General features: G+C 67.0%; 23 protein-coding genes and 1 tRNA gene. 11 read left to right on the top strand and 13 right to left on the bottom strand.

Features of this window, described 5'->3' with window-relative positions:
• Window positions 1-56 precede the first annotated feature (56 nt).
• Both ACFWPX_RS23045 and ACFWPX_RS23040 read right to left on the bottom strand, forming a co-directional pair.
• Window positions 57-130 (bottom strand) — tRNA-Met (locus ACFWPX_RS23045).
• 53 nt (window positions 131-183) lie between these two features.
• Entirely contained in the window at window positions 184-1,701 is a 1,518-nt protein-coding gene (locus ACFWPX_RS23040; protein ID WP_378919914.1) for an aldehyde dehydrogenase family protein, read from the bottom strand.
• A gap of 118 nt (window positions 1,702-1,819) precedes the next feature.
• On the opposite strand from ACFWPX_RS23040, the gene ACFWPX_RS23035 reads away from it, so the two are divergent.
• Together ACFWPX_RS23035 and lat are read left to right on the top strand one after the other, a co-directional pair.
• The gene (locus ACFWPX_RS23035; protein WP_056818059.1) at window positions 1,820-2,272 is read left to right on the top strand and encodes an Lrp/AsnC family transcriptional regulator; all 453 of its coding nucleotides are present in this window, start codon (window positions 1,820-1,822) and stop codon (window positions 2,270-2,272) included.
• A gap of 66 nt (window positions 2,273-2,338) precedes the next feature.
• Window positions 2,339-3,679 (top strand): L-lysine 6-transaminase, encoded by a 1,341-nt coding sequence (gene lat, locus ACFWPX_RS23030; RefSeq protein WP_378929042.1) that lies wholly within the window; start codon window positions 2,339-2,341, stop codon window positions 3,677-3,679.
• Between the two features lie 76 nt (window positions 3,680-3,755).
• Here the strand turns inward: lat and ACFWPX_RS23025 are convergent, their stop codons facing one another.
• The 4 genes from ACFWPX_RS23025 to ACFWPX_RS23010 all read right to left on the bottom strand — a co-directional run bounded on the left by ACFWPX_RS23025 (window position 3,756) and on the right by ACFWPX_RS23010 (window position 8,207).
• Window positions 3,756-4,109, bottom strand: coding sequence for a hypothetical protein (locus ACFWPX_RS23025; protein ID WP_378919910.1), 354 nt, complete (start codon window positions 4,107-4,109; stop codon window positions 3,756-3,758).
• 68 nt (window positions 4,110-4,177) lie between these two features.
• The gene (locus ACFWPX_RS23020; protein WP_378929041.1) at window positions 4,178-5,149 is read right to left on the bottom strand and encodes a patatin family protein; all 972 of its coding nucleotides are present in this window, start codon (window positions 5,147-5,149) and stop codon (window positions 4,178-4,180) included.
• A gap of 128 nt (window positions 5,150-5,277) precedes the next feature.
• On the bottom strand, window positions 5,278-7,077 hold the full coding sequence (locus ACFWPX_RS23015) for an acetyl/propionyl/methylcrotonyl-CoA carboxylase subunit alpha (RefSeq protein WP_378929040.1): 1,800 nt from the start codon (window positions 7,075-7,077) through the stop codon (window positions 5,278-5,280).
• 188 nt (window positions 7,078-7,265) lie between these two features.
• The gene (locus tag ACFWPX_RS23010; protein WP_378929107.1) at window positions 7,266-8,207 is read right to left on the bottom strand and encodes a sulfurtransferase; all 942 of its coding nucleotides are present in this window, start codon (window positions 8,205-8,207) and stop codon (window positions 7,266-7,268) included.
• A 148-nt stretch (window positions 8,208-8,355) separates the two neighbouring features.
• Between ACFWPX_RS23010 and ACFWPX_RS23005 the strand changes: the two genes are divergently transcribed.
• Window positions 8,356-9,120, top strand: a complete 765-nt coding sequence (locus ACFWPX_RS23005; RefSeq protein ID WP_378929039.1) for a helix-turn-helix transcriptional regulator — start codon at window positions 8,356-8,358, stop codon at window positions 9,118-9,120.
• Here the strand turns inward: ACFWPX_RS23005 and ACFWPX_RS23000 are convergent.
• The 3 genes from ACFWPX_RS23000 to ACFWPX_RS22990 all read right to left on the bottom strand — a co-directional run bounded on the left by ACFWPX_RS23000 (window position 9,046) and on the right by ACFWPX_RS22990 (window position 11,822).
• Window positions 9,046-9,681 (bottom strand): Maf family protein, encoded by a 636-nt coding sequence (locus tag ACFWPX_RS23000; protein WP_378929038.1) that lies wholly within the window; start codon window positions 9,679-9,681, stop codon window positions 9,046-9,048. The two genes, ACFWPX_RS23005 and ACFWPX_RS23000, sit on opposite strands and share 75 nt — an antisense overlap.
• Before the next feature lie 41 nt (window positions 9,682-9,722).
• Window positions 9,723-10,052 carry an acyl-CoA carboxylase epsilon subunit gene (locus ACFWPX_RS22995; RefSeq protein WP_378929037.1) on the bottom strand — a complete coding sequence of 110 codons (330 nt, stop codon included), beginning with the start codon at window positions 10,050-10,052 and terminating at the stop codon, window positions 9,723-9,725.
• 129 nt (window positions 10,053-10,181) lie between these two features.
• Window positions 10,182-11,822: an acyl-CoA carboxylase subunit beta gene (locus tag ACFWPX_RS22990; RefSeq protein WP_378919898.1), complete on the bottom strand. Its 1,641-nt coding sequence runs from the start codon at window positions 11,820-11,822 to the stop codon at window positions 10,182-10,184.
• Window positions 11,823-12,013: 191 nt separating this feature from the next.
• Between ACFWPX_RS22990 and ACFWPX_RS22985 the strand changes: the two genes are divergently transcribed.
• Window positions 12,014-12,802 (top strand): biotin--[acetyl-CoA-carboxylase] ligase, encoded by a 789-nt coding sequence (locus ACFWPX_RS22985; RefSeq protein ID WP_378929036.1) that lies wholly within the window; start codon window positions 12,014-12,016, stop codon window positions 12,800-12,802.
• A 35-nt stretch (window positions 12,803-12,837) separates the two neighbouring features.
• Here the strand turns inward: ACFWPX_RS22985 and ACFWPX_RS22980 are convergent, their stop codons facing one another.
• Window positions 12,838-13,806, bottom strand: coding sequence for an acyl-ACP desaturase (locus ACFWPX_RS22980; protein WP_378919894.1), 969 nt, complete (start codon window positions 13,804-13,806; stop codon window positions 12,838-12,840).
• 127 nt (window positions 13,807-13,933) lie between these two features.
• Between ACFWPX_RS22980 and ACFWPX_RS22975 the strand changes: the two genes are divergently transcribed.
• From ACFWPX_RS22975 to ACFWPX_RS22965, 3 genes are read left to right on the top strand one after another with little or no spacing between them, the layout of a single operon-like run.
• Window positions 13,934-14,467: a PH domain-containing protein gene (locus ACFWPX_RS22975; protein ID WP_378929035.1), complete on the top strand. Its 534-nt coding sequence runs from the start codon at window positions 13,934-13,936 to the stop codon at window positions 14,465-14,467.
• Window positions 14,468-14,507: 40 nt separating this feature from the next.
• Window positions 14,508-15,206, top strand: a complete 699-nt coding sequence (locus ACFWPX_RS22970) for a response regulator transcription factor (RefSeq protein WP_378919890.1) — start codon at window positions 14,508-14,510, stop codon at window positions 15,204-15,206.
• Window positions 15,207-15,212: 6 nt separating this feature from the next.
• Complete coding sequence (locus ACFWPX_RS22965; protein WP_378919888.1) at window positions 15,213-16,520, top strand: sensor histidine kinase; 1,308 nt, start codon at window positions 15,213-15,215, stop codon at window positions 16,518-16,520.
• Between the two features lie 13 nt (window positions 16,521-16,533).
• Here the strand turns inward: ACFWPX_RS22965 and ACFWPX_RS22960 are convergent, their stop codons facing one another.
• Window positions 16,534-17,082 (bottom strand): GtrA family protein, encoded by a 549-nt coding sequence (locus ACFWPX_RS22960; protein WP_378919886.1) that lies wholly within the window; start codon window positions 17,080-17,082, stop codon window positions 16,534-16,536.
• Window positions 17,083-17,121: 39 nt separating this feature from the next.
• Here ACFWPX_RS22960 and ACFWPX_RS22955 point away from each other — a divergent pair, with 39 nt between their 5' ends.
• Both ACFWPX_RS22955 and purE read left to right on the top strand, forming a co-directional pair.
• Complete coding sequence (locus ACFWPX_RS22955; protein ID WP_378929034.1) at window positions 17,122-18,345, top strand: 5-(carboxyamino)imidazole ribonucleotide synthase; 1,224 nt, start codon at window positions 17,122-17,124, stop codon at window positions 18,343-18,345.
• A 65-nt stretch (window positions 18,346-18,410) separates the two neighbouring features.
• Complete coding sequence (gene purE, locus ACFWPX_RS22950; RefSeq protein ID WP_378929033.1) at window positions 18,411-18,920, top strand: 5-(carboxyamino)imidazole ribonucleotide mutase; 510 nt, start codon at window positions 18,411-18,413, stop codon at window positions 18,918-18,920.
• 17 nt (window positions 18,921-18,937) lie between these two features.
• Here the strand turns inward: purE and ACFWPX_RS22945 are convergent, their stop codons facing one another.
• Both ACFWPX_RS22945 and ACFWPX_RS22940 read right to left on the bottom strand, forming a co-directional pair.
• Window positions 18,938-19,903 (bottom strand): hypothetical protein, encoded by a 966-nt coding sequence (locus ACFWPX_RS22945; RefSeq protein WP_378929032.1) that lies wholly within the window; start codon window positions 19,901-19,903, stop codon window positions 18,938-18,940.
• Window positions 19,900-20,958 (bottom strand): hypothetical protein, encoded by a 1,059-nt coding sequence (locus ACFWPX_RS22940; protein WP_378929031.1) that lies wholly within the window; start codon window positions 20,956-20,958, stop codon window positions 19,900-19,902. Before ACFWPX_RS22940 ends, ACFWPX_RS22945 begins: the two co-directional genes overlap by 4 nt.
• 99 nt (window positions 20,959-21,057) lie before the next feature.
• Between ACFWPX_RS22940 and ACFWPX_RS22935 the strand changes: the two genes are divergently transcribed.
• Both ACFWPX_RS22935 and ACFWPX_RS22930 read left to right on the top strand, forming a co-directional pair.
• On the top strand, window positions 21,058-21,720 hold the full coding sequence (locus tag ACFWPX_RS22935; RefSeq protein ID WP_378919878.1) for a TetR family transcriptional regulator: 663 nt from the start codon (window positions 21,058-21,060) through the stop codon (window positions 21,718-21,720).
• A gap of 172 nt (window positions 21,721-21,892) precedes the next feature.
• Window positions 21,893-23,050, top strand: a complete 1,158-nt coding sequence (locus ACFWPX_RS22930; protein WP_378929030.1) for an acyl-CoA dehydrogenase family protein — start codon at window positions 21,893-21,895, stop codon at window positions 23,048-23,050.
• Window positions 23,051-23,464 lie beyond the last annotated feature (414 nt).

The following is a 23,464-nucleotide window of genomic DNA, read 5'->3' as shown; positions in this document are numbered from 1 at the left end:
TCAAAGTAAAAAAAAAACCCCCCCCGGCTAAAAAACCGGGGGCCCATTCTTCGTAGTAGCGGGAACAGGATTTGAACCTGCGACCTCTGGGTTATGAGCCCAGCGAGCTACCGAGCTGCTCCATCCCGCGTTGCAAATACCACTTTACACGGGGTGGGTCGGAAGGCGAAATCGTATGGCTGATCAGCCGAAATGGATCCCCTGCGCGAGCGGGAGTTCGGTGGAGTAGTTGACGGTGTTGGTGGCCCGGCGCATGTAGGCCTTCCACGAGTCCGAGCCCGACTCCCGGCCGCCGCCGGTGTTCTTCTCCCCGCCGAACGCCCCGCCGATCTCCGCACCCGATGTCCCGATATTGACATTGGCGATGCCGCAGTCGGAGCCGGCCAGGAACTGTTCGGCCTCGCGCTGGTCGAGCGTGAAGATCGACGAGGAAAGTCCTTGTGTCACACCATTATTCAGTGCGATTGCCTCGTCGAGTTCGTCGTAGGTCAGCACGTACAGGATCGGTGCGAAGGTCTCCTCGCGCACGAGTTCGGTCTGCGCGGGCATGCGGACGAGGGCGGGCCGCACGTAGTAGGCGTCGGGTCCGAGCGTCTCGACTCGCTCACCGCCACAGATGATGTCGCCACCTTCGGCCACCGCGCCGACCAGCGCCTGCTGCATCGCCGCGAAGGCGCGCTCGTTGATCAGCGGCCCGACCAGCACCCCGTCGTCGAGCGGATTGCCAACGGGCAGTTGGCTGTACGCCGCGGCGAGCCGGTCGACCAGCTGGTCGGCGATCGAACGATGCACGATCAGCCGCCGCAGACTCGTACACCGCTGCCCCGCGGTCCCCGCCGCCGAGAAGACGATGCCGCGCACCGCCAGCTCCAGATCGGCGCTCGACGCCACGATCGCGGCATTGTTGCCACCCAGCTCGAGCAGGCACCGCCCGAACCGCCCGGCCACCCGCGGGGCAACGGCGGCGCCCATCCGCACCGAACCGGTCGCGCTCACCAGGGCGACCCGGTGATCGTCGACCAGGGCGGAGCCGACGGCGGCATCACCCTGAATCAGTTGGTGCACTTCGGGATCCGCTCCCACGTCGACCGCCGCACGACGCAGCAGCGTGTGACACGCCAACGCCGTCAACGGCGTGGTCTCCGACGGCTTCCACACCACCGTGTCGCCGCACACCAGCGCGATCGCGGTATTCCAAGCCCACACCGCGACAGGGAAATTGAACGCCGAGATCACGCCGACGACACCGAGCGGATGCCACGTCTCCATGAGCCGGTGGCCGGGGCGCTCGGAAGGCATGGTGGCGCCGTAGAGCTGGCGCGACAGCCCGATCGCGAACTCGCAGACGTCGATCATCTCCTGCACTTCGCCCAGCGCCTCGGGGCCGATCTTGCCCGCTTCCAGGGTCACCAGCTCGGCCAGCTCGTCCTGATGGGTCACCAGCAACTGGGACAGCCTGCGCACCAGCGCCGCTCGCACGGGTGCGGGGACGGTGCGCCACGCCTGGAACGCGGTGGCGGCGCGGCCGATCGCGGCATCGACGTCGGCGGGAGTGTCGGTGGTCAGTGGCAGCAGGACGCCGCCGGAGATCGGCGTGCGCGCGAGCAGCGGGCCGGGTTCGGGCACAGTGGCGCCGAGGCCGTGCAGGAGCGCCCTGGCTCGCAGTGAGAGCTGCTCGGAGAAGTTCACGGTCTGCGTCATCGGTACTCTGCTCACCTTCTGCTGTTTGGTACGACTCACGGAAAAGTTCGGGAGAATTCGGTGGGGAACGGAAAGAAGTTTTCCCCGCGCGAGCCCCACGCTGCGTTAGCCTTCGCTGATGGCGGATACACCGGCTCGACCCCAGCTCGACGACATCGATCGACTATTGATCAAAGAACTGATGGCAGACGGTCGCGCCACATTGTCGAATCTTGCGGAGAAGGCCAGCCTTTCGGTCTCCGCGGTGCAATCGCGGGTGCGCAGGCTCGAAGCGCGCGGCGTGATCCGCGGGTATGCGGCGCAGGTGGACCCCGAAGCGCTCGGGCACTTGTTGTCGGCGTTCGTCGCCATCACTCCTCTCGATCCGTCCCAGCCCGATGACGCGCCCGCCCTGTTGCAGCACATCCCCGGCATCGAGGGGTGTCACTCGGTGGCGGGCGAGGAGAGCTACGTCCTGCTGGTGCGGGTGGCCTCGCCCCGGCATCTGGAACATCTGCTGCAGGAGATCAGGGCCACGGCCAACGTGCACACCCGCAGCACGATCATCCTGCAGACATTCTATGACAGGTAGTGATCTTCCGTAATTTGATTCGTGATTCCGTAGAACTTCCGTAAATATTTGCGTATCGTCGGTTTCATGACCATCGAACTGGAGCGCCCTGGCGCGGCGGTCATCCCCGCCGACCGGGTCCACGAAATCCTGTCCTCGCACATCCTCGCGGACGGTTTCGAGCTTGTGCTCGACCTACACGAGTCGCACGGCCGCACGCTTGTCGATGAACGCGACGGCACCAGCTATCTCGACATGTTCGGCTTCTTCGCCTCCAACGCGCTCGGGATGAACCATCCCGCGCTGGCCGGCGACGAGAGCTTCCTCGCCGAACTGACCACCGCCGCACTGAACAAGCCGAGCAACTCCGACATCTACACCGTCGAGATGGCCCGCTTCGTCGAAACCTTCGCCCGCGTTCTCGGCGATCCGCACCTGCCGCATCTGTTCTTCGTCGACGGTGGTGCGCTCGCGGTGGAGAACGCGCTGAAAGTCGCTTTCGACTGGAAGAGCAGGCACAACCAATTGCACGGCCGCGCACCGGAACTCGGCACCAAGGTGCTGCACCTCACCGGCGCCTTCCACGGCCGGAGCGGCTATACGATGTCGCTCACCAATACCGACCCGATCAAGACCGCGCGATTCCCGAAATTCGATTGGCCGCGAATCGACACACCGCACACCTTCGCCGGGCCCGACATCGCCGCCCTCGAGGCGCGGGCCATCGCCCAGGCCGAACAGGCCTTCGCCGACAACCCGCACGACATCGCCTGCTTCATCGCCGAGCCGATCCAGGGCGAAGGCGGCGACCGCCACCTGCGACCGGAATTCCTCGCCGCCATGCAGCGGCTGGTCCACGCCTACGACGCACTGTTCATCCTCGACGAGGTGCAGACCGGTGTCGGCATGACCGGAACCACCTGGGCCTTCCAGCAATTGGACGTGCGGCCAGATGTGGTGGCCTTCGGGAAGAAGACCCAGGTCTGCGGGATCATGGCAGGCGGACGGGTCGACGAGGTGGTCGACAATGTCTTCCGGGTGAGCTCCCGGCTCAACTCCACCTGGGGCGGCAACCTCACCGACATGGTCCGCACCCGGCGCATTCTCGAAGTGCTGGAACGGGATCGGCTGATCGAGAGCGCGGGGCCGCTCGGTGCTTTCCTGCTCGACCGGCTCAGCAAGCTCGCCGCCGCCCACCCGAACCTGGCCGGCGAGGCGCGTGGGCGTGGGCTGATGTGCGCGATCAGCCTTGCCACCCCGGAGCTGCGCGATCGAGTGGTGACAGAGCTGCGGGAACGCGAGCACGTGCTGCTGCTCGGCACGGGGGAGCGCGGCATCCGGTTCCGCCCGCCGCTGACAGTCACCGAGGCAGAGCTGAGTCAGGCCGTCGACGCACTCGACGCGGTGCTCACGCGAGAACATGGGTAACTCGTCGGGCACCGGCTGATCCGACCGACACCTCACCGCCGCCCGCGTCGCTGAGTCTCCCCGCGCCTCGATCCGGCTAAGAGTCGCGGGGAGGCGGAACAGTCAATCCGAGTGCGCCCGCGACGAAGCGGTGGACCGAGGCGAGGCCGGCGGCCAGTGCCTCGTCCTCGCCGGGTCGGGCCCACCCCGTGACGGTCGCGGTGTCGCCGGGGCCCGGTGTCACGCCGATCTCGGCGACCAGTTCGGCTGTTGTCGGAACGCAGACCGCCCAGGAGAAGTGGGATTCATCGGCCCACTGTGCCGACCGGGTGGCCACGTAGCCGGGATCGGTGATGCCGCCATCGGCCAGCGCGGGTCGATCGTCGATGCGCTCGTCGGCGCGAAGGGCGCGCAGATACCAGGACCCTGCGTTGATCTCGATCGGTTCCACGCCCGCAGCCTAGTGCCGACCGGCGTGGCCCTCGCCGACGGTCCCCGGCGATCACGGGCACGCCGGATTCAGGCCGTGCGGAGGGTGCCGCCGCCGAGGAGTGAGTGGACGGCGGTGCGGCCGATGTCGAGGGCGCGGGTGAGCAGGTCGGTGTCGCGGGCCGCGCTGTCGATGGCGGGGGAACCGGCGGGTGGGTGAACCTGGAGGACCTGCTCGCCGAGGCCGTCGAGGTAGCTGTCCTCCATCGCCTGCTGTCCCGGCCGCTTACTCCATGCCCGGAACGCGCCGGGCGCGATGGCACGCATGTACCCGCCGCCGACCACCCGATGCAGCAGGGGAGCGGGCGGGCGGAGTTCATCGGTCCGGCGGGTCCGCAGAACCAAGGCGTGGGTGGTGCCCGCGGCCACGGCGGTGCGGATCGGCACGGTTTCGGTGAGCCCACCGTCGAAGTAGTTGCCGCCCGCGAGGGCGACCGGCGGTCCCGCCAGCAGCGGTAGGCCCGCGGAGGCCCTCAGCGCCGTCATGAGGGACTGCTTGTCGGTGATGTAGGGCCCGAGATCCACCGACTGCCCGGTGCGGATATCGGTCGCGATCGGGTGGAAGGTGGTCGGATTGGCCAGGATGGCCGGAAAGTCCATCGGCTCGATGCCGTCGTACACGCGATGCACGAGATAGTGCAGATCGAAGACGGGGCGACCGCGGAAGATGCGCACCGGATCGACCACGCGGCGCATGATGGCCGGATCGGTCCACGATCGCATCCCGGTGGCCGCGCGCCCGCACAGCAGCCATGCACCATTGATCGCCCCTGCCGACGTGCCGTACACGGCGTCGAACACCTTCGACAGACCCAGTTCCTCGAGCGCCTGCACCATGCCGCTGGAGTACACACCGCGGCTGCCACCGCCCTCGATCACCAGCGCGAGGCGATGACCGTCGGCGCGATGACCGGCGTCCCGCCTGCCCTGGATCACCTCGGCCACCGTTGCCGTACCCGGCGTCGAGAGCGGGTCCAGATCGGTGTGCGCAGTACTGGTCACCCGATCCACGATACGACAGAACACGGACACCCATCCTGCGGAGACAGGTGATTTTCGTCCGCCGTTCACCCCGGCGAACGACAACGGGCGCTGGTCCGCGAAGACCAGCGCCCGTTGGTGAGTTCTTACTACTTGATCTCCGCCAGGACGGTGCCCTGGGTGATCGCCGCACCCGCCGCGACGGCCAGCCCGGTGACGACACCGGCCTTGTGCGCGTTGACCGGGTTCTCCATCTTCATGGCCTCGAGCACCACGATCAGGTCGCCGACCTCGACGGTCTGGCCCTCTTCGACCGCGACCTTCACGACAGTGCCCTGCATCGGCGCGGTCACCGCGTCACCCGACGCGGCACCGGCACCGGCGCCACCACGCTTGCGCGCCTTCGGCTTCTTGCGAACCACACCGTTAGCGGCCGTACCGGCCGCACCGCCACCGAGGCTGAACTGACCGGGCAGCGACACCTCGACGCGACGCCCACCGACCTCGACGACAACCTTCTGCCGGGGCAGATCGTCGTCGTCATCGTCGGCTGCGCCACCGGCCGTGTACGGCTCGACGGTGTTCTTCCACTCGTTTTCGATCCACTTGGTGTAGACGTCGAACGTCTGGCCGTCACCGATGAACGCCGGGTCCTCGATGACCGCGCGGTGGAACGGGATCACCGTCGCCAGGCCATCGACCTCGAACTCGGCCAGCGCGCGACGGGCGCGCTGCAGCGCCTGCTCGCGGTTCTCGCCGGTGACGATCAGCTTGGCCAGCATCGAGTCGAACTGACCGCCGATGACGCTGCCCTGGACCACACCGGAGTCGACGCGCACACCGGGGCCCGTGGGCTCGCGGTAGACGTTGACCGGGCCGGGAGCGGGCAGGAAGCCGCGACCGGCGTCCTCACCGTTGATCCGGAACTCGAACGAGTGCCCACGCGGCGTGGGATCTTCCTTGATGCTCAGCTCGTCGCCGTTGGCGATCGCGAACTGCTGGCGCACCAGGTCGATGCCCGCGGTCTCCTCGGTGACCGGGTGCTCCACCTGCAGGCGGGTGTTCACCTCGAGGAACGACACGGTCTCGCCCTGCACCAGGAACTCCACAGTGCCCGCGCCGTAGTAGCCCGCCTCGCGGCAGATGCGCTTGCTCGATTCGTGGATGGCGGCGCGAACCTTGTCGGACAGGAACGGCGCGGGCGCCTCCTCGACAAGCTTCTGGAACCGGCGCTGCAGCGAGCAGTCGCGGGTACCGGCGACGACCACGTTGCCGTGCTGGTCGGCGATGACCTGGGCTTCGACGTGGCGGGCCTTGTCGAGGTACTGCTCGACGAAGCACTCGCCGCGACCGAAGGCGGCGATGGCCTCACGGGTCGCCGACTCGAACAGCTCGGGGATCTCCTCGATGGTGTGGGCGACCTTCATGCCGCGGCCACCGCCACCGAAAGCGGCCTTGATGGCCACCGGGACGCCGAATTCCTTGGCGAACGCGACGACCTCGTCGGCGTTCTTGACCGGGTCCTTGGTACCGGCGGCCATCGGCGCCTTCGCCTTCTCGGCGATGTGGCGCGCGGTGACCTTGTCACCGAGGTCGCGGATGGACTGCGGCGACGGGCCGATCCAGATCAGCCCGGCGTCGATGACGGCCTGGGCGAAGTCGGCGTTCTCGGAGAGGAAACCGTAACCGGGGTGGATCGCGTCGGCGCCGGACTTGGCCGCGGCGTCGAGGATCTTGTCGAACACGAGGTACGACTCGGCAGAGGTCTGACCGCCGAGGGCGAACGCCTCATCGGCGAGTTTCACGAAGGGAGCATCGGCATCGGGCTCGGCGTACACCGCGACGCTGGTGATTCCCGCGTCCTTGGCAGCCCGGATCACGCGAACCGCGATCTCGCCGCGGTTAGCTACGAGTACCTTTGTGATCCGTGCGCTGGCATGGCTGGGCACTGAGCCTCCTGTGTGCAATCTTTGGTCGCGTCGGGGAACGGTTCGCCGGTTAGGCCCCGTACCCGGTATCGACAACTTTCGTCTCGGGCGAGTGTAGGCAGTGTGCCAACACTGCTCGAACTCGGCTAGCCCTACTGCCGAGTAGGTCGCAGGTCACATTACGCGGCGCACACTGATGTGAACATGTTTCAAATGATCTGATTCGCGACACCGGGTTCGGTGCCCGTCGCGATCGGCACCCGCACCGAGTTTCCCCATTCGATCCACGATCCGTCGTAATTGCGCACCGACCTGCGGCCGAGCAGGAAGGTCAGGACGAACCAGGTGTGGCTGGATCGCTCGCCCACCCCGCTGTAGACGACCAGGTCGTCGGCGGGCAGCGCGCCGTAGACCTCGTCGAGGTCGGCGCGCGAGCGGAAGCGGCCGTCGATCGTGGCGGCGTCGGTCCACGGGATGTTCACCGCGGTCGGCACGTGTCCGCCGCGCAGCGTCGAAGACGGCAGGCCGGAGGAGGCCGCCGAGCGTAACCACGCAGGCCCTCGGGTAGACGCCGAGGTATCAGCCGCGTCGTCGAGCTCGCCCGAGTACTCCTGCGCCGAGCGCACGTCGACCAGGGGCTTGCCCAGCCTGCCGAGCACCTCCTCGCGGAACGCGCGCGCGGTCGAGTCGTCGCGCACGACCTCGGGATAGTCGCTGGGAGCGGGGTAGGGCTGGTCGAAGGTGGTGTCGCGCTCCTCGGAGATCCAGGCGTCGCGGCCGCCGTCGAGCAGGCGCACGTCCTCGTGGCCGAACAGCGAGAAGATCCAGGCGGTGTGCGCGGCCTGGGCATTGCCGCGATCGCCGTAGATCACGATGGTGTCGTCGCGCTCGATACCCTTGGCGCGCATCAGTTCGGTGAAACGCTTGCCGTCGACATAATCGCGGGTCACCGGGTCGCTCAGATCGCCGCGCCAATCGATTTTGACCGCGCCCGGGACATGGCCGATGTCGTAGAGCAGGATGTCATCGTTGGACTCGATGATCCGTAAACCACTCACACCGATGTTTGCGGACAGCCATTCTGTGGTTACCAATCGATGCGGGACTGCGTAGGAACCGAAGGCGGGGTGCGGATCCGGGGCGACGGGCACGGTGTGGTCCTTCACGCGAGTTGGGTGGGTGCGAGCAGTATGTGGTCGCAGCCGATGGTAAGTGTGTGGTGGCACATCACGAATCGACACAATGGGCGAATAAAGCGCACGGATGTCCGATAAAGTCTCTGGAGAGGAGGGGTGAGCTATGTCCGATTCTTGGCCGCGACGGCGACTGCTCGCGATCCTACGTGGCGCCACCGAGCCCCTCGATGCCCAGGAACTGGCCCGCATCACCGGACAGCACGTCACCACCGTCCGATTCCACCTCGATGTCCTCACCCGTGAATCGCTGGTTCGCCAGTTCCAGCAACCGCCACGCGGTCGCGGACGCCCGCGCATCGGCTATCGCGCGGTGCAGCGCTCGGTGGGATATCAGGAGCTCGCGCAGGTACTGGCCGACCATCTCGGTCCCGATCCGGTCGCCCGATCCGCCGCCGCCGTGGCCGCGGGCCGCGCGTGGGGTGCGCGGATGGATATCGGCACGCAGCCGGTGGAAACCCTCGCCGACGCCAGGGACATCACCATGTCGCTGATGTCGGAGCTCGGGTTCGCACCCGAGAAGGAGCCAGCCGGTGAGACGACGGAGCACGTACAGATCAACCTGACCGCCTGCCCGCTGCGTGAACTGGCCCGCTCACACGCCGAAGTGGTGTGCGGTGTGCACATGGGTCTCATGCGGGAGGTACTCGAGCGCAACGGCGCTCGTGGCCGGGTGGACGTGCAGCTGCATCCGTTCATCGAGCCCGAACTGTGTACGGCCCGGCTCGACCTGACGATGACAGCGCCCGATCGCACCCCGGCCAAGGAGCCGGGGGATCAGCACGTGATCGCGCCGTCAGTCCCGCGGATCCCGCCACAGCTGCGTGACACCGACACCGACGTCTTCGAGCAGTCGGCGCAACAGCGGTAATCCGATCCCGATGACGCTGGACGGGTCGCCCTCGATCCGGTCGACGAACCAGCCGCCGAGGCCGTCCAGCGTGAACGCGCCCGCTACCTTCAGCGGTTCACCCGTTGCGATATAGGTATCGAGCTCGTCCGGCGTCGGCTTCGCGAAATGCACCGTGGTACTGCTGCATTCGGCCGACTCGGCGACGATCTCACCGTCGCGCAGCCGCAGCACGCAGTGCCCGGTGATCAGGTCCGCGCTGCGGCCCGCCATCGTGGCCCAGCGCTCGCGCGCCACCTCGGGGGTGTGTGGTTTGCCCTGTAGCTGCCCGTCGACGAGCAGCATCGAATCGCAGCCGACGACAACACAGTCGGCGTCGAGTTCGGGAATCGAGGCGGCGACGTCGACCGCCTTGGCGCGCGCCCGGGCGACGACGACATCGTGTGCGGAGGTGCCGGCGGGCAGTGCCGCCGACACCGCGTCCTCGTCCACGCCCGAGACCCGCACCACGGGGTCGATGCCCGCGGTGCGCAGGATCCCCAGCCGGGCGGGGGACGCCGATGCCAGAACCAGTCTGGTCACCGGAGCGCCAGTTCGATCACCGGAGCACCAGCTCGATCACCTCAGCGCAGATGCGACAGCATCGGGTACACGTACGGTGAGAACGGGTTCGTGCCCCGATGCATCAACGTCGATGTACCCCATGCGTCGGCCGGTCCGTTCGATCCACCGGCGGGCGCGTTGGCGGACGCCGCGCTCAGAACGGCGACCAGAGCCGCGATGTCCTGATCGGTGGGCGAACCCTTGAGAATGCGGAACATCGGCTCGCCGGTGGCAGGCACGGGGGCCTCGACCACCACGCCCGCCGACAGTTCGGCCTCTTCGACGAGTGGTTCGACGACGAGCTCGAGCTCGGCGACTGTCAACACGTCTTCTTCTGCCACAGTTGTCACAGTGCCAGATCCTTCCTGCACTTACTTCGCTTCACAGCGCGGTTGACGCGATCATTCCCGGTGTGGCCGCGCTGATCAATAGTTGTCTTCCACAACAAGTGTGCGCGGCCTATCCGGGATATCGCGTTTTCAGAGCGGAATGTTGCCGTGTTTCTTCGGCGGCATGGTCACCATTTTGCGCTCGAGGAGCCGCAGCGCCGACACGATCTGGCCACGGGTGTGTGAGGGCGGGATGACCGCGTCGACGTATCCGCGCTCGGCGGCGACGTACGGGTTCACGAGAGTGTCCTCGTACTCGTTCTGCAGCTCGAGGCGCAGCGCATCGACGTCGTCGCCGTTCTTGGCGGCCTCGGCCAGCTGCTTGCGGTAGACGAAGCCGACGGCGCCGGAGGCACCCATCACGGCGATCTGCGCGGTCGGCCACGCCAGGTTCACATCGGCACCCATGTGCTTGGAACCCATGACGTCGTAGGCGCCGCCGTAGGCCTTGCGAGTGATGATCGTGATCTTGCCCACAGTGGCCTCGCCGTAGGCATAGAGCAGCTTCGCGCCACGGCGGATGATGCCGTTGTATTCCTGGCCGGTGCCGGGCAGGAAGCCGGGCACGTCGACCAGGGTGATGATCGGGATGTTGAAGGCGTCGCAGGTGCGCACGAAGCGCGCGGCCTTCTCCGAGGCGTCGATGTCGAGGCAGCCTGCGAACTGGGTGGGCTGGTTGGCGACGATGCCGACGCTGCGGCCGTCCACGCGACCGAAGCCGCAGATGATGTTCATCGCGCGCTCGGCCTGGACCTCGAGGAACTCGTCGTCGTCGAGCAGGCGACGGATGACCTCGTGCATGTCGTAGGGCTGGTTCGGCGAGTCGGGGATGATCGTGTCGAGTTCGATGTCCTCGTCGGTCAAGGACTCTTCGATCGCACCGTTGATCGGGTCGGTGGGCGCGTGGCGCGGGGCCTCGGCGCGGTTGTTGCTCGGCAGGTAGCCCAGCAGGTCCTTGACGTAGTCGAGGGCGTCCTGCTCGCCGGAGGCGACGTAGTGGGCGACACCGGACTTCACCATGTGGGTGTGCGCGCCACCCAGGTCCTCCATGGAGACCTCTTCACCGGTGACGGTCTTGATCACGTCGGGACCGGTGACGAACATCTGGGAGGTCTGATCGACCATCACCACGAAGTCGGTGAGCGCGGGGGAGTACACGTGACCACCGGCGGCGGCACCCATGATCAGCGAGATCTGCGGGATCACACCGGAGGCCTGCACATTGCGGTGGAAGATCTCGCCGTAGAGCCCGAGGGAGACGACACCCTCCTGGATCCGCGCGCCCGCGCCTTCGTTGATGCCGACCAGCGGGCGGCCGGTCTTGATGGCCAGGTCCATCACCTTGACGATCTTCTCGCCGTAGACCTCGCCGAGGGAGCCACCGAACACGGTGACGTCCTGGGAGAAGATGCACACGTCGCGGCCGTCGATCGTGCCGTAACCGGTGACGACACCGTCACCGAGCGGGCGGTTGTGCTCGAGGCCGAAATTCACGCTGCGGTGCTTGGCCAGGGCGTCGAGTTCGACGAAGGAGCCTTCGTCGACCAGGGCGAGGATGCGCTCGCGCGCGGTCATCTTGCCCTTGGCGTGCACCTTGTCGACCGCGGTCTCACCCATCGGGTGTTGCGCTTCTTCCAGCCGATTCCGCAGATCAGCCAGCTTCCCGGCGGTGGTGTGGATATCGGGGGTGCCCGCCGATTCCGATGCGGGCTGCTGCTGGACACTCGTCATGGGTTGCGAGTGTAACGAGTGACACCGTCGCGCACCACGGCAGTCCGGCTTACCGGCCAGTAGAGAAACCCCAGCTAGGCGTACCTCCGCATTCGCTCCGGCCATGCGCGGTCTGAGGATGGGCTGCGCCCACAGCGCCTCTTCGGTGCCATGGTGATCGTTCACTGTTGACTCCCGGTAGCGTGCCCCGAATGAACAGGGCACCGATCGACGCGCCACGTCTGAGCAGCTCACCCGCACTGTCGTTCTACGAGCGAATCGATGTGGTCGAGTCGACCGGATCGACCAACGCCGATCTCGTCGCCCGCGCCGCCGACCCGTCCGCCGACCGCCAGGCCCTGCTCGCCGAGGAACAGGTGAGCGGTCGCGGCAGGCACGCCCGCGCGTGGGTGAGTCCGCCCCGGGCCCAGATCTCGCTGTCGATCCTGGTGCGTCTGCCCGGCATCGACCCCGCCGCACTCGGCTGGCTGCCGTTGCTCACCGGCATCGCGGTGGTCGACGCGCTGCGCGGCACGGCCGGGGTCGCGCCGGAATTGAAGTGGCCCAACGATGTTCTGCTCGACGGCCGCAAGCTCGCGGGCATTCTCGCCGAGGTCGCCGCGACCGGGGTCGCGCCTGCGGTGGTGGTCGGCATCGGCATGAATGTCGACCTCGACGAGTCGGAACTGCCTGTCGCGCACGCGACTTCGCTGATGTTGGCCGGTGCTGGGAATGTCGACCGCACCGCGCTGGCCGAGGCGATCCTGACCGAGTTCGCGCGCCGCTTCACCGCATGGGAGCGGTCCGGCTGGAGCACCGCCGATCTGGTGGCCGAATACCGCGAGCGGTGCGCCACCATCGGTATCGACGTGCGCGCCGAACTGCCCGGCGGGACGGTGCTCACCGGGGTGGCGACCGGCGTCGACGACACCGGCCGCCTGCTCATCGGCGAACGGGCAGTCTCCGCGGGCGACGTGTCCCACCTGCGCGGACAGTACTGACGACGGGCCCGAGCCGGGCCCGTCGCCAGGACGGATCAACGTGCGGCCGCACCCGTCGTCGCGCGTTCGGCCACCACGCGCTCGCGCGCGAGCAACCGGTCGCGCTGCTCCTCGAACCGCAGCACGTCCTTCTCCAGCTTGTCGATGAACAGCGCGAGTTCATCGCGCGCCGCCTCGCCGCGCGCACCGAAGTCGTTGCGGTCGAAGACGTTCCACTGCTTGAGCACCGGCCGCACCACCTCGTCGAGATGCTGGCGCAGGTCGTAGATGCCGTGCTTGGCCATCAGCACACCGTTGCGCCGCCAGTTGGGCATGCCGGCGCCCGGCATCTGGAAGTTGGTGAGCACTTTGGTGATCGCGGGCATCGCCTGGTCGGGGGCGAGGTCGAGAGCCGCCGCGCACAGGTTGCGGTAGAAGATCATGTGCAGGTTCTCGTCGGTGGCGACGCGGGCCAGCATCTTGTCGGCGACCGGGTCCTCGCACACGCGACCGGTATTGCGGTGGCTCACCCGGGTGGCCAGCTCCTGGAACGTCACATACGCGACATTGACCAGGAATCCACCCCAGTTCGCCGGCGCGTGCGCGCCCTGGGTCATGTGGATCATCCGCGCTTGTTCCAGCGCCACCGGGTCGACACCACGGGTGACGACGAGGTAGTCGCGGATCACGATGCCGTGGCGGTTCTCCTCGGCGGTCCAGCGGCCCACCCAGGTGCCCCACGCACCGTCGAGCGAGAAGTTCTCGGCGATCTCGCGGTGATAGGACGGCAGGTTGTCCTCGGTGAGCAGATTCGTGATCATCGCAGCCTTGGCGACATCGGTGAGTCGCGATTGCGATGGCTCCCAATCGCTTCCGCCCATCGCGGCGAAATTGCGGCCTTCCTCCCACGGAACGTAATCGTGCGGATTCCAGTCCTTGGCGATGGAAAGGTGCCGGTTGAGGTTCTGTTCGGCCACTGGTTCGAGGGCCGTGAGGATTTCGAGCTGAGTCAGATCTTTGGTCACGCGTGCCTCCACTGTCGGTGTCGAGCAAGCAGATATGGGCAAAACCTGGCATCGAGCGTGGAATCCACAGTATCGCCTCGGTCGTGGCATCGAGAAATGCGGTGTGCCAGCGCGGTACTGTTCGGTCATGGGTTACCCGGAGGATGTCCTCGCGCCCGACGAGCAGTTGATCCTGCACCGCCACCCGCACTGGAAAATGTTGGTGTGGCCCATCGTCACTCTTATCGCCGCGACCGCGGTCGCCGGTTTTCTCGGCGGCCTGGCCTGGCGCAATACCACCGGGCACGTGCGCACGGTGCTGCTGATCCTGATCGGCCTGGTCTGGCTCGGGCTGATCGCCTGGCGGGTCGTGGCGCGTGTGATCGCCTGGAAGTCGACGCATTTCATCGTCACCGGGCGGCGGGTGCTCGTACGCCAGGGCGTGCTCACCCACACCGGCATCGATATCCCGCTCAGCCGCATCTCCAGCGTGCAGTTCCGCCACGGTCTGCTGGACCGGGTGCTCGGCACCGGCACCCTGATCATCGGTTCCTCCTCGGAGGAGCCGCTCGAATACGACGACGTGCCCCAGGTGCAGCAGGTTCATTCGCTGCTCTACCACCAGGTGTTCGAGGCGGGCCGCTCCGCCAACGAGCAGCATTGGGGTGGCGGCTACCGGTGAGCTGCCCTCCTCGCTGATCGGAAACACATAACCTGTGCACATGACCGCAGTACTGCTGGCCGAAGACGACGAGGCGATCGCCGCACCTCTATCGCGTGCACTGGGGCGTGAGGGCTACACCGTCACCGTCGAACGCTTCGGCCCGGCGGTGTTGCGCCGCGCCCTCGAGGGCAACCACGACCTGCTGATCCTCGACCTGGGCCTGCCCGGCATGGACGGGCTGGAGGTGTGTCGGCAGGTGCGCGCGAGCGGTGCCGATCTGGCGGTGCTGATGCTCACCGCCCGCACCGACGAGGTCGACTTCGTCGTCGGCCTCGACGCGGGCGCCGACGACTACGTCGGCAAACCGTTCCGGCTGGCCGAACTCCTCGCCCGCGTGCGAGCTCTGTTGCGGCGCAGTGGAATCGGTGACGACGCGGTGGAGGTCGGCGCGATCCGGCTCGAACCCGCGGCCCGGCGCGTGCTGGTGAACGGGTCCGAGGTGAACCTGGCCAACAAGGAGTACGAGCTGCTCAAGGTCCTCATCGACCGGGCCGGTCAGGTGGTGGCGCGCGAGACCATCCTGCGCGAGGTCTGGGGCGACGCCGACCTGCGCGGTTCCAAGACCCTCGATATGCACATGTCCTGGTTGCGTCGCAAGATCGGTGACGAGGGCCCGATGGCGGAGCGCCGGATCGTCACCGTGCGCGGTGTCGGGTTCCGGCTCAATACCGACGGACCCACCTCGCACCGAGGCTGACGGGCAGTGCGCCGCCGCATCCTGCGTTCGATCCTGACCGTGCTGACCATCACCACGGTGGTGCTCGGCGTGCCGTTGATCTACACCGCCTGGCTGTGGGTCGAGGACATCACCCGCAACGATCTGCAGAGTCGCCTGGAACGGATCTCGACGGAGGTGATCGCCCAGGAACGCGTCGACGGGACCGTCCCGGACGGCCTCGACGTGCGCGCCATGAGCGCACTGGTCCCCGAGGGCGGCAAGCTCACGATCGTCTATCCGGCCCCGCACGACAATGCCGCGCGTACCGATATCGGTGTCGGGGAAGTGACGGATCCGCTGGTCGAATCGCTGTCGATGGGTACGTCCGGTTCGCTGCGGCTCGAGGTGCCGGCGGGGCCGATGCATTCGAGGCAGGAGCAGGCGGTGGCCGCGGTGGCGCTGGCCGTGCTCGCCTCGCTCGGTGCGGCGTTCTCGGTCGCCGTGGTGACCGCGCGCCGGGTCGCCGATCCGCTGCGCGATGTCGCCGCGCGGGCCGCCCGGCTGGCGATGGGCGACTTCCGGCCCGATCCCCGCCGCCACGGCATCGCGGAACTGGACCGGGTCTCCGATGTGCTCGATTCGGCGACCGTCGAGATCGCGGGCCGCCTGCAACGCGAGCACGCGCTGGTGGCCGACGTTTCCCACCAGCTACGCAGCCGCCTGACGGCCGTTCGTTTGCGTCTGGACGAGTTGTCCACCCATGCCGACCCCGAGGTGGTGCACGAGGCAGAGGAGGCGATGGCGCAGGTCGACCGGCTCACCGAGGCCATCGACGACCTGGTCCGCGCCTCCCGCGACGAAGACGCCACCGACCGCGATCCGGTCCCGGTGATGGCGGAGCTGCGCGGGGTCGTCACCGAGTGGACCCACCCGTTCCACGAGACCGGGCGCGAACTGCTCCTGCTCGGCGATGAATCCCTGCAGGCCCCGATCACCGGTTCGCGGCTGCGTGAGGCCGTCGCGGTGCTGGTCGACAATGCCCTGATGCACGGCGCGGGCACCTGCACGATCTCGGTGCGCACGGTCCCGACCATGAGTTCACGCGACCCGCTGATCTGTGTGGAAGTCTCCGACGAAGGCGAGGGCGTGCGCGATGAACTCGCACCGCACATCTTCGATCGTGGTTTCTCCGCGGGCGGATCGACCGGTGTGGGTCTGGCGCTGGCCCGCGCGCTGGTGGAGGCCGACGGTGGGCGGCTCGAGCTGCAGCGTCGGCGCCCTGCCCTGTTCGCGGTGTTCCTCGGCTCCAAGCTCAACCGCCCGCAGAACGCGACCCTCACCGAGCCGCGCTGACCCAGCTGGTTGCTCAGCTGTGGCCGAGGTGCTCTTGTTCCTCTTCGATCAGGTCCTCGAGCTCGGCGACGATCTCATCCATCTCGTCGGGGAACACCCAGCGCCGCATCGCCCAGAACCGGAACGCCATCTGCAGCAGATTGCCGATCACGAAAGCGCTGACGAAATCGGCGATGTTCTCTACGAGGAAGCTCACATGCGGTTGCCGCAGATCGAGCACATAGATCGAGATCCACAGCGGGATATTGCTCAGGATCACCCCGATCCCGCTCACCCCGAAGAACAACAGTGCCTCGTGATGCTTCTCGCGCCCGCCCCGGTTCTTGAACGACCATTCCCGGTTGAGGATGTAGGACGCGATTACCGCCACCACGCCCGAGATGATCTTGGCGGTGATCGGCTTGTCCGAGAGAACCGTCCATTTCAGGAGGTAGAACAGGCCGCTGTCGATCACGAACGTCGTCGCTCCGACGATGGCGAACTTGATCAGCTCTTTGTGCCTGATCGCGGTTTCGCGCAGGCGTGGGGGAAGGACGCTGACCACGTCGTCGACGATTGACACGAGTTCCGAGTGTACCGGTCGCGAACATTCGCATTCGACATGACAACATTGCACGACGTGAGTGCACGTTCATTCGATCCGTCAGCCATGCCCACCGTCACGATGGTCGGTGGGGGCCAGCTCGCGCGCATGACGCACCAGGCCGCGGTCGCCCTCGGCCAGCGTCTACGGGTGCTCGCCGAGCGGCCCGACGACCCGGCCGCCCAGGTCACCCCCGACGTCGTGTTCGGCAGTCACGGCGACCTGAACGCGCTGCGCAAAGCCGCCCACGGCTCGCACGCGCTGACCTTCGACCACGAGCACGTGCCCACCGAGCACCTCGAGGTGCTGGTCGCCGAGGGCGTGAACGTGGCGCCGCCGCCGCAGGCACTGATCTTCGCCCAGGACAAGCTGGCCATGCGGACGAAGCTGTCCGGGCTCGGTCTGCCGGTTCCCGCGTTCGTCGAGGTCACAGCGCCCGCGGACGCGGTGGCGTTCGGTGACGAGCACGGCTGGCCGTTCGTGCTGAAGGCCGTGCGCGGCGGTTACGACGGCCGTGGCGTCTGGATGCCCGCCGATGCCGCCGAGGCCACCGAGCTGGTCACCGACCAGCTCGCGCACGGTGTGCAGCTGCTGGCCGAGTCGAAGGTCGACTTGAAGCGTGAGCTGTCGGCGATGGTCGCGCGTTCGCCGTTCGGGCAGGCCGCGACCTGGCCGGTCGTCGAGACCGTGCAGCGCAACGGCCAGTGCGCCGTGGTGATCGCCCCCGCCCAGGACCTGGACGAGGACCTGGCCGCGCGCGCCGAGACGATGGCGCTGGAGCTGGCCGCGGGTCTCGGTGTGGTGGGTGTCATGGCGGTGGAGCTGTTCGAAACCCACGACGGCGAGCTCCTGGTGAACGAGCTCGCGATGCGCCCGCACAACTCCGGTCACTGGGGCATGGACGGTGCCCGCACCGGCCAGTTCGAGCAGCACCTGCGCGCGGTCCTCGACTACCCGCTCGGCGATACCAGCCCCCTCGCGCCGGTGACCGTGATGTCGAACATCCTCGGTGCCGACCGGACGCCCGAGATGTCGATGGACGAGCGGCTGCACCACCTGTTCGCCCGACTGCCAGAGGCGAAGGTTCACCTCTACGGCAAGGGCGAACGCCCCGACCGCAAGATCGGTCACATCAACATCCTCGGCGACGACGTCACCGAGGTGCGCGAAAAGGCCGAGCGGGCCGCGCACTGGATGTCGCACGCCGTCTGGACCGATGGCTGGGACCCGCACGGAGCCTGACCCGCCGCACCCGAGCAGCCCGCGAATTCCCGTGGGCGCCAACCACTTCCCGAAGGGAATCCCACGTGAGCACCCCCGGTCCCCAGGTCGGCCTGATCATGGGCAGCGACTCCGACTGGCCAACCATGGAAGCCGCCGCGGAAGCACTCGCCGAATTCGGCATCCGCTTCGAGGTCGGCATCGTCTCCGCCCACCGCACCCCCCAGCGCATGCTCGACTACGCCCGTGACGCGGCAGGCCGCGGCCTGAAGGTGATCATCGCGGGCGCGGGCGGCGCCGCCCACCTACCGGGCATGGTCGCCTCGGCCACCCCCCTCCCCGTCATCGGCGTCCCGGTCCCCCTCAAGTACCTCGACGGCATGGACTCGCTGCTGTCCATCGTCCAAATGCCCGCAGGCGTCCCGGTCGCCACCGTCTCCATCGGCGGCGCCCGCAACGCAGGCTTGCTAGCAGTCCGCATCCTCGGCGCCTCCGACGAGTCCTTGCGCACCCGCATGGAACAGTTCCAGGCCGGCTTGGAACAGATGGTCCTGGACAAGGACAAGGCGCTGCGCGACAGGCTCCTCGGCAGCTGAACTCGGATAGTCGGCCGCTACGCGGCGCGGTAGGTCTTGATCACCGCCACCGCGATGTCGCGGATGGTGGCGCAACCGTGCCCGGACACGCTGATCGCCTCGACGTAGGTCTCGGGTTCACCGCCCCAGCCGGGTCGGGTGAACGGCTTGTCGATGCCGACGAATGCCGTGACCGCGCAACGATCTTCGCCGCTCGAGGTCTCGTTGGCCGGGACACCTGCAAGCCGGAGCTGTCGGCTGGTCGACGGTGGGGTGTCGGCCAGCGTGCGGCTCATCGTGAACGTGCTGACCACGTAGCGATTCCCGTCGTTGGGTGTGCGTTCCCCGAGCGAGTAGTCGCAGTTCGCCGGGTTCAGGTCGACCAGGAAGAATTTCTGGTCGACCGGATACAGGCTGTCGAGAAACGAGCAGGGGTCCTTCAACGGAGTCGTGCGCAGGCCAGGTCGGTCGAGTAGCGGCACCGACGCGGTGACGACTGTACGCAACGCGGGACAGGTATCGCTGCCGGCGATGCCGGAAGCAAAGTATTGGAAGGCCCGTTGCTCGTTGTAGACGACGGCGATCGAGCACAAGGAGCCGCCGCTCGGTACGGTTCCGACGCGGGTGCCATAAGTTGTTGTGGGACCTATGAATACGGGCATCGTCGACATCGATACTGACAGGCCGATCACCGGACCTGTTCGGTCGGCGAGCACCACCTCGCAGTCACCCAGCGAGTGTTGTGGGCCGGTGTAGGTCACGGTCCCGAGCGCGCTCGTCGCGGCGAGATCGATCACCGAGCACGGGTCGATGCGGCGGGCGGCATCCTGTTCGCTCTGCTCGATGACCAGGGCGGGGTCGGGTTTGCCGTTGCTCTTGACCAGCGAGCCGCGATAGCGGGCCCCCTCGGGGGTCGCGACGCCCTCGGTCGTGAGACAGCCGGACAACAACAGGGCCGCGATCACGCCGAGCGCGACGGTGGTGATCGTGCGCCGCGCGCTCACGCGACAGCCCCGAACAGCCTCATCGCCGCAGGTCGGATCTGCTCGGTGACGGCACACGAACTGGTGATCTGAACGACCGGTTGGACCTTCGCACCCGAAACGTCCTCGGTTCCGGTGGACGGGTCGAGTTCCGGTCCAGCCGAGAATGTCTCGGTGCATCGGGGCTGTCCGAGCGGTTGCTGGTAGATCAGCACCGGCACGCCGTCGACGGTGATCACGCGATTGTCCGCGCTGAACGACTCGAGCGGTCGTCGGGTCAGGTTGAAGGTGACCGAGACCGGATCCGCCAACATGTGCGCTCCGGCGGTGGTGAAGCTGCACGCGGTCGGGTCGAAATCGGCCTGGAGTTGCGCCAGCGGCACGGTCCCGGGCAGTGCGGCGACGATTTCGCAGGGATTGTGGGTCATCAGGGCGATGTTCGACGCCGGGGTCACCGCGGCCGAACGGCGGGGGATCCTCTGGTCGCGAAAGGCCTCGATGATCTCGACCACGATGTCCTCGGCGAGCCGGCAGCCGTATTCCGACGAGTCGAAACTGGAGGAGGAGACAGCAGCGTAGGCCACCGTCGGGACCTCGATCACGTCGGCGTTCTCAGTCCCCGACGTGATCACCGGGAACCTGAGGGGCACCTTGAAGTCGCAATTGCCATAGCTGTCCGGCCCTTCGACCACGATCGACTCCCCGGCGATCGACCGGGTCTGCTCGCTACCCAGCGGTGGGTTGTGGTCGAGTTCGATGTAGAGATACGACGCATTCCGCTCGCCGTTCGGTGTGAACCCAATCGCGCACTGGTCGATCTTGATGCTCGGGCCGAGCAACGAGATGACACCCTCGGCGCCGAGCCGGGCCCGATCGGCGAACCCGCACGGATCGACCGACCGCACCTGGTCGAGGGTGTCGAACGTCAATTTGTCGGCGGCGGTGACCGGTACTCCGAACGCCGTCACCGGGACTGGCGCCGTGTCCGGCCCCGCCGTACCCGGGATCGTGGCCGAACAACCGCCGACCATGGCTACCACCACTGCCAGTATCGGTAAACAGAACCTCGACCCCACTTGTGCCCCCCGCTAGTTCACACCTTTCGCGGAGACGATACCGACTGCCTACTCGGCCGATTCCCGCCCGTCCGTACCCGGTGACTACGGTTGACCCCCGTGGCACACGATGACGCGGCGCAGTTTCGGCTCACGGTGGTTGATCAGGCGTTGCGGTTGTTCGCCGAGCGGGGGTACGAGGCGACGACGGTGGATGAGATCGCGGTGGCGGCGGGGATTTCGCGGCGGACGTTCTTTCGGCAGTTCCGGTCCAAAGAGGATGTGATCTTCGCTGATCACGAGTTCCAGCTGGCCTCGGCGGAGGAGTTTCTGGCGGGGGTCGGTGCGGGGGATCCGTGGGACGCGGTGTGTGAGGCTGTGATCGGGGTGTTCGAGCGGTTCACGCAGTGGCGTGACATCGCGGCGCGGCGGTATCAGGTGGTGCGGCGGGTGCCCGCGTTGCGTGAGCGCGAGATCGTCACGGTGTTCCGGTACGAGCGCCTGTTCACCGAGTTCCTGCGCGGCCGGTTGCCGGAGGTGCCCGACCTCGTCCGGGTGCAGTACACGGCCGCCGTCACCGCCACGCACAACTACTTGCTGCGCCGGATGGTGCGCGGCGAATCGGGGGCAACGGTGGGGGATCTGCGCACCGAACTGGCCATGATCCCGCGCGGCAGACGCGCGCAGACCGAGCCCGACGAACTGGTGCTCGCCGTGTTTCCCCGCGACATGCCGCCACGCAAGGTGGCCGATCTACTCACCGCCCGCCTCGGTAACCTGTGAGCGCCTCGCACGCCAGCGCACGAGACGATGACACTGAGTGCCACCCATATATCCGCATGTAGCGATAGAGTGCCGCGCGTATAATCCTCGGTAGATTGGCACTGCGTGCCGACCCACCACGCGCTGTGAGACCGCAGCAGCGATCACGACCACGACCAGGAGTGTGCCCCCGATGGCTGGTAACCCCGATTTCGCACTGTTCAAGCTCGAGGACTTCCACGACGAGCTGCGCGGCGCCATCCGCGGCCTCGCGGAGAAGGAGATCGCTCCTTACGCCAAGGACGTCGACGCCAACGCACGCTTCCCGGAGGAGGCGCTCACCGCGCTCAACGCCGCGGGCTTCAACGCCGTGCACGTGCCGGAGGCCTACGGCGGCCAGGGTGCCGACTCGGTGGCCACTTGTATCGTGATCGAGGAAGTCGCCCGCGTGTGCGGCTCCTCCTCGCTGATCCCCGCCGTGAACAAGCTCGGCACCATGGGCATGATCCTCAACGGCTCCGAAGAGCTCAAGACCAAGGTCCTCGCCGACATCGTCAACGGCGAGATGGCCTCCTACGCGCTGTCCGAGCGTGAGGCCGGTTCCGACGCCGCCGCCATGCGCACCCGCGCCAAGGCCGACGGCGACGACTGGATCCTCAACGGCTCCAAGTGCTGGATCACCAACGGCGGCAAGTCTTCCTGGTACACCGTGATGGCCGTGACCGACGCCGACAAGGGCGCCAACGGCATCTCCTCGTTCCTGGTCCACAAGGACGACGAGGGCTTCGTGGTCGGCCCGCTCGAGCACAAGCTCGGCATCAAGGGTTCGCCCACCGCCGAGCTGTACTTCGAGAACTGCCGCATCCCCGGCGACCGCATCGTCGGCGAGCCCGGCACCGGTTTCAAGACCGCGCTGCAGACCCTCGACCACACCCGCCCGACCATCGGCGCGCAGGCCGTCGGCCTTGCCCAGGGCGCGCTCGACGCCGCGATCGCCTACACCAAGGATCGCAAGCAGTTCGGCAAGACCATCGCCAGCTTCCAGAACACCGAGTTCATGCTGGCCGACATGGCCATGAAGATCGAGGCCGCGCGCCTGATGGTCTACACCTCGGCCGCCCGCGCCGAGCGTGGCGAGAAGAACCTCGGCTTCATCTCGGCCGCCGCCAAGTGCTTCGCCTCGGACGTGGCCATGGAGGTCACCACCAACGCCGTCCAGCTCTTCGGCGGCGCAGGCTACACCACCGACTTCCCGGTCGAGCGCATGATGCGCGACGCCAAGATCACCCAGATCTACGAGGGCACCAACCAGATCCAGCGTCTGGTGATGGCTCGCCAGATCCTGCGCTGATCACCGGCACACCAGTGCTTGCGCGGCCCCCCGACGAGATTCTCGTCGGGGGGCTGCATCGTTTGTGAGGCAGGTGGCTAGCGGGGAACGCCGGATTCCGGCCGATTCCGCAGCGTTACCTCGATTGTGGCCGCTTACCGGGGTAATAACGACCGAAACGTTGCCACGATTTGAACGGATGATGTATCGGGAAATTGAACCGATATCGTAGGGTTATTTATTCGTAGCTCAGTGGCGATTCGTTTCGCACCTTCCGTGCCATATACCAGGACAGGTGGGATCAATCTGAGCCGGTTGGGGCGAGTGTATGTGGCCGATGTCGATCCTCCTGACTAGATAGTGGCTGTGACCTGGCCATTAGTCCGTCTATCGCAGGAGTCGGCAAATGTTGTGCAGCGCTGAAATATCGAGTGT

The organism is Nocardia sp. NPDC058518 (assembly GCF_042719655.1).
Classification (GTDB): Bacteria; Actinomycetota; Actinomycetes; order Mycobacteriales; family Mycobacteriaceae; genus Nocardia.
Note: the sequence above shows the minus strand (reverse complement) of the source record. Positions and strands in the feature narration are given on the sequence as shown.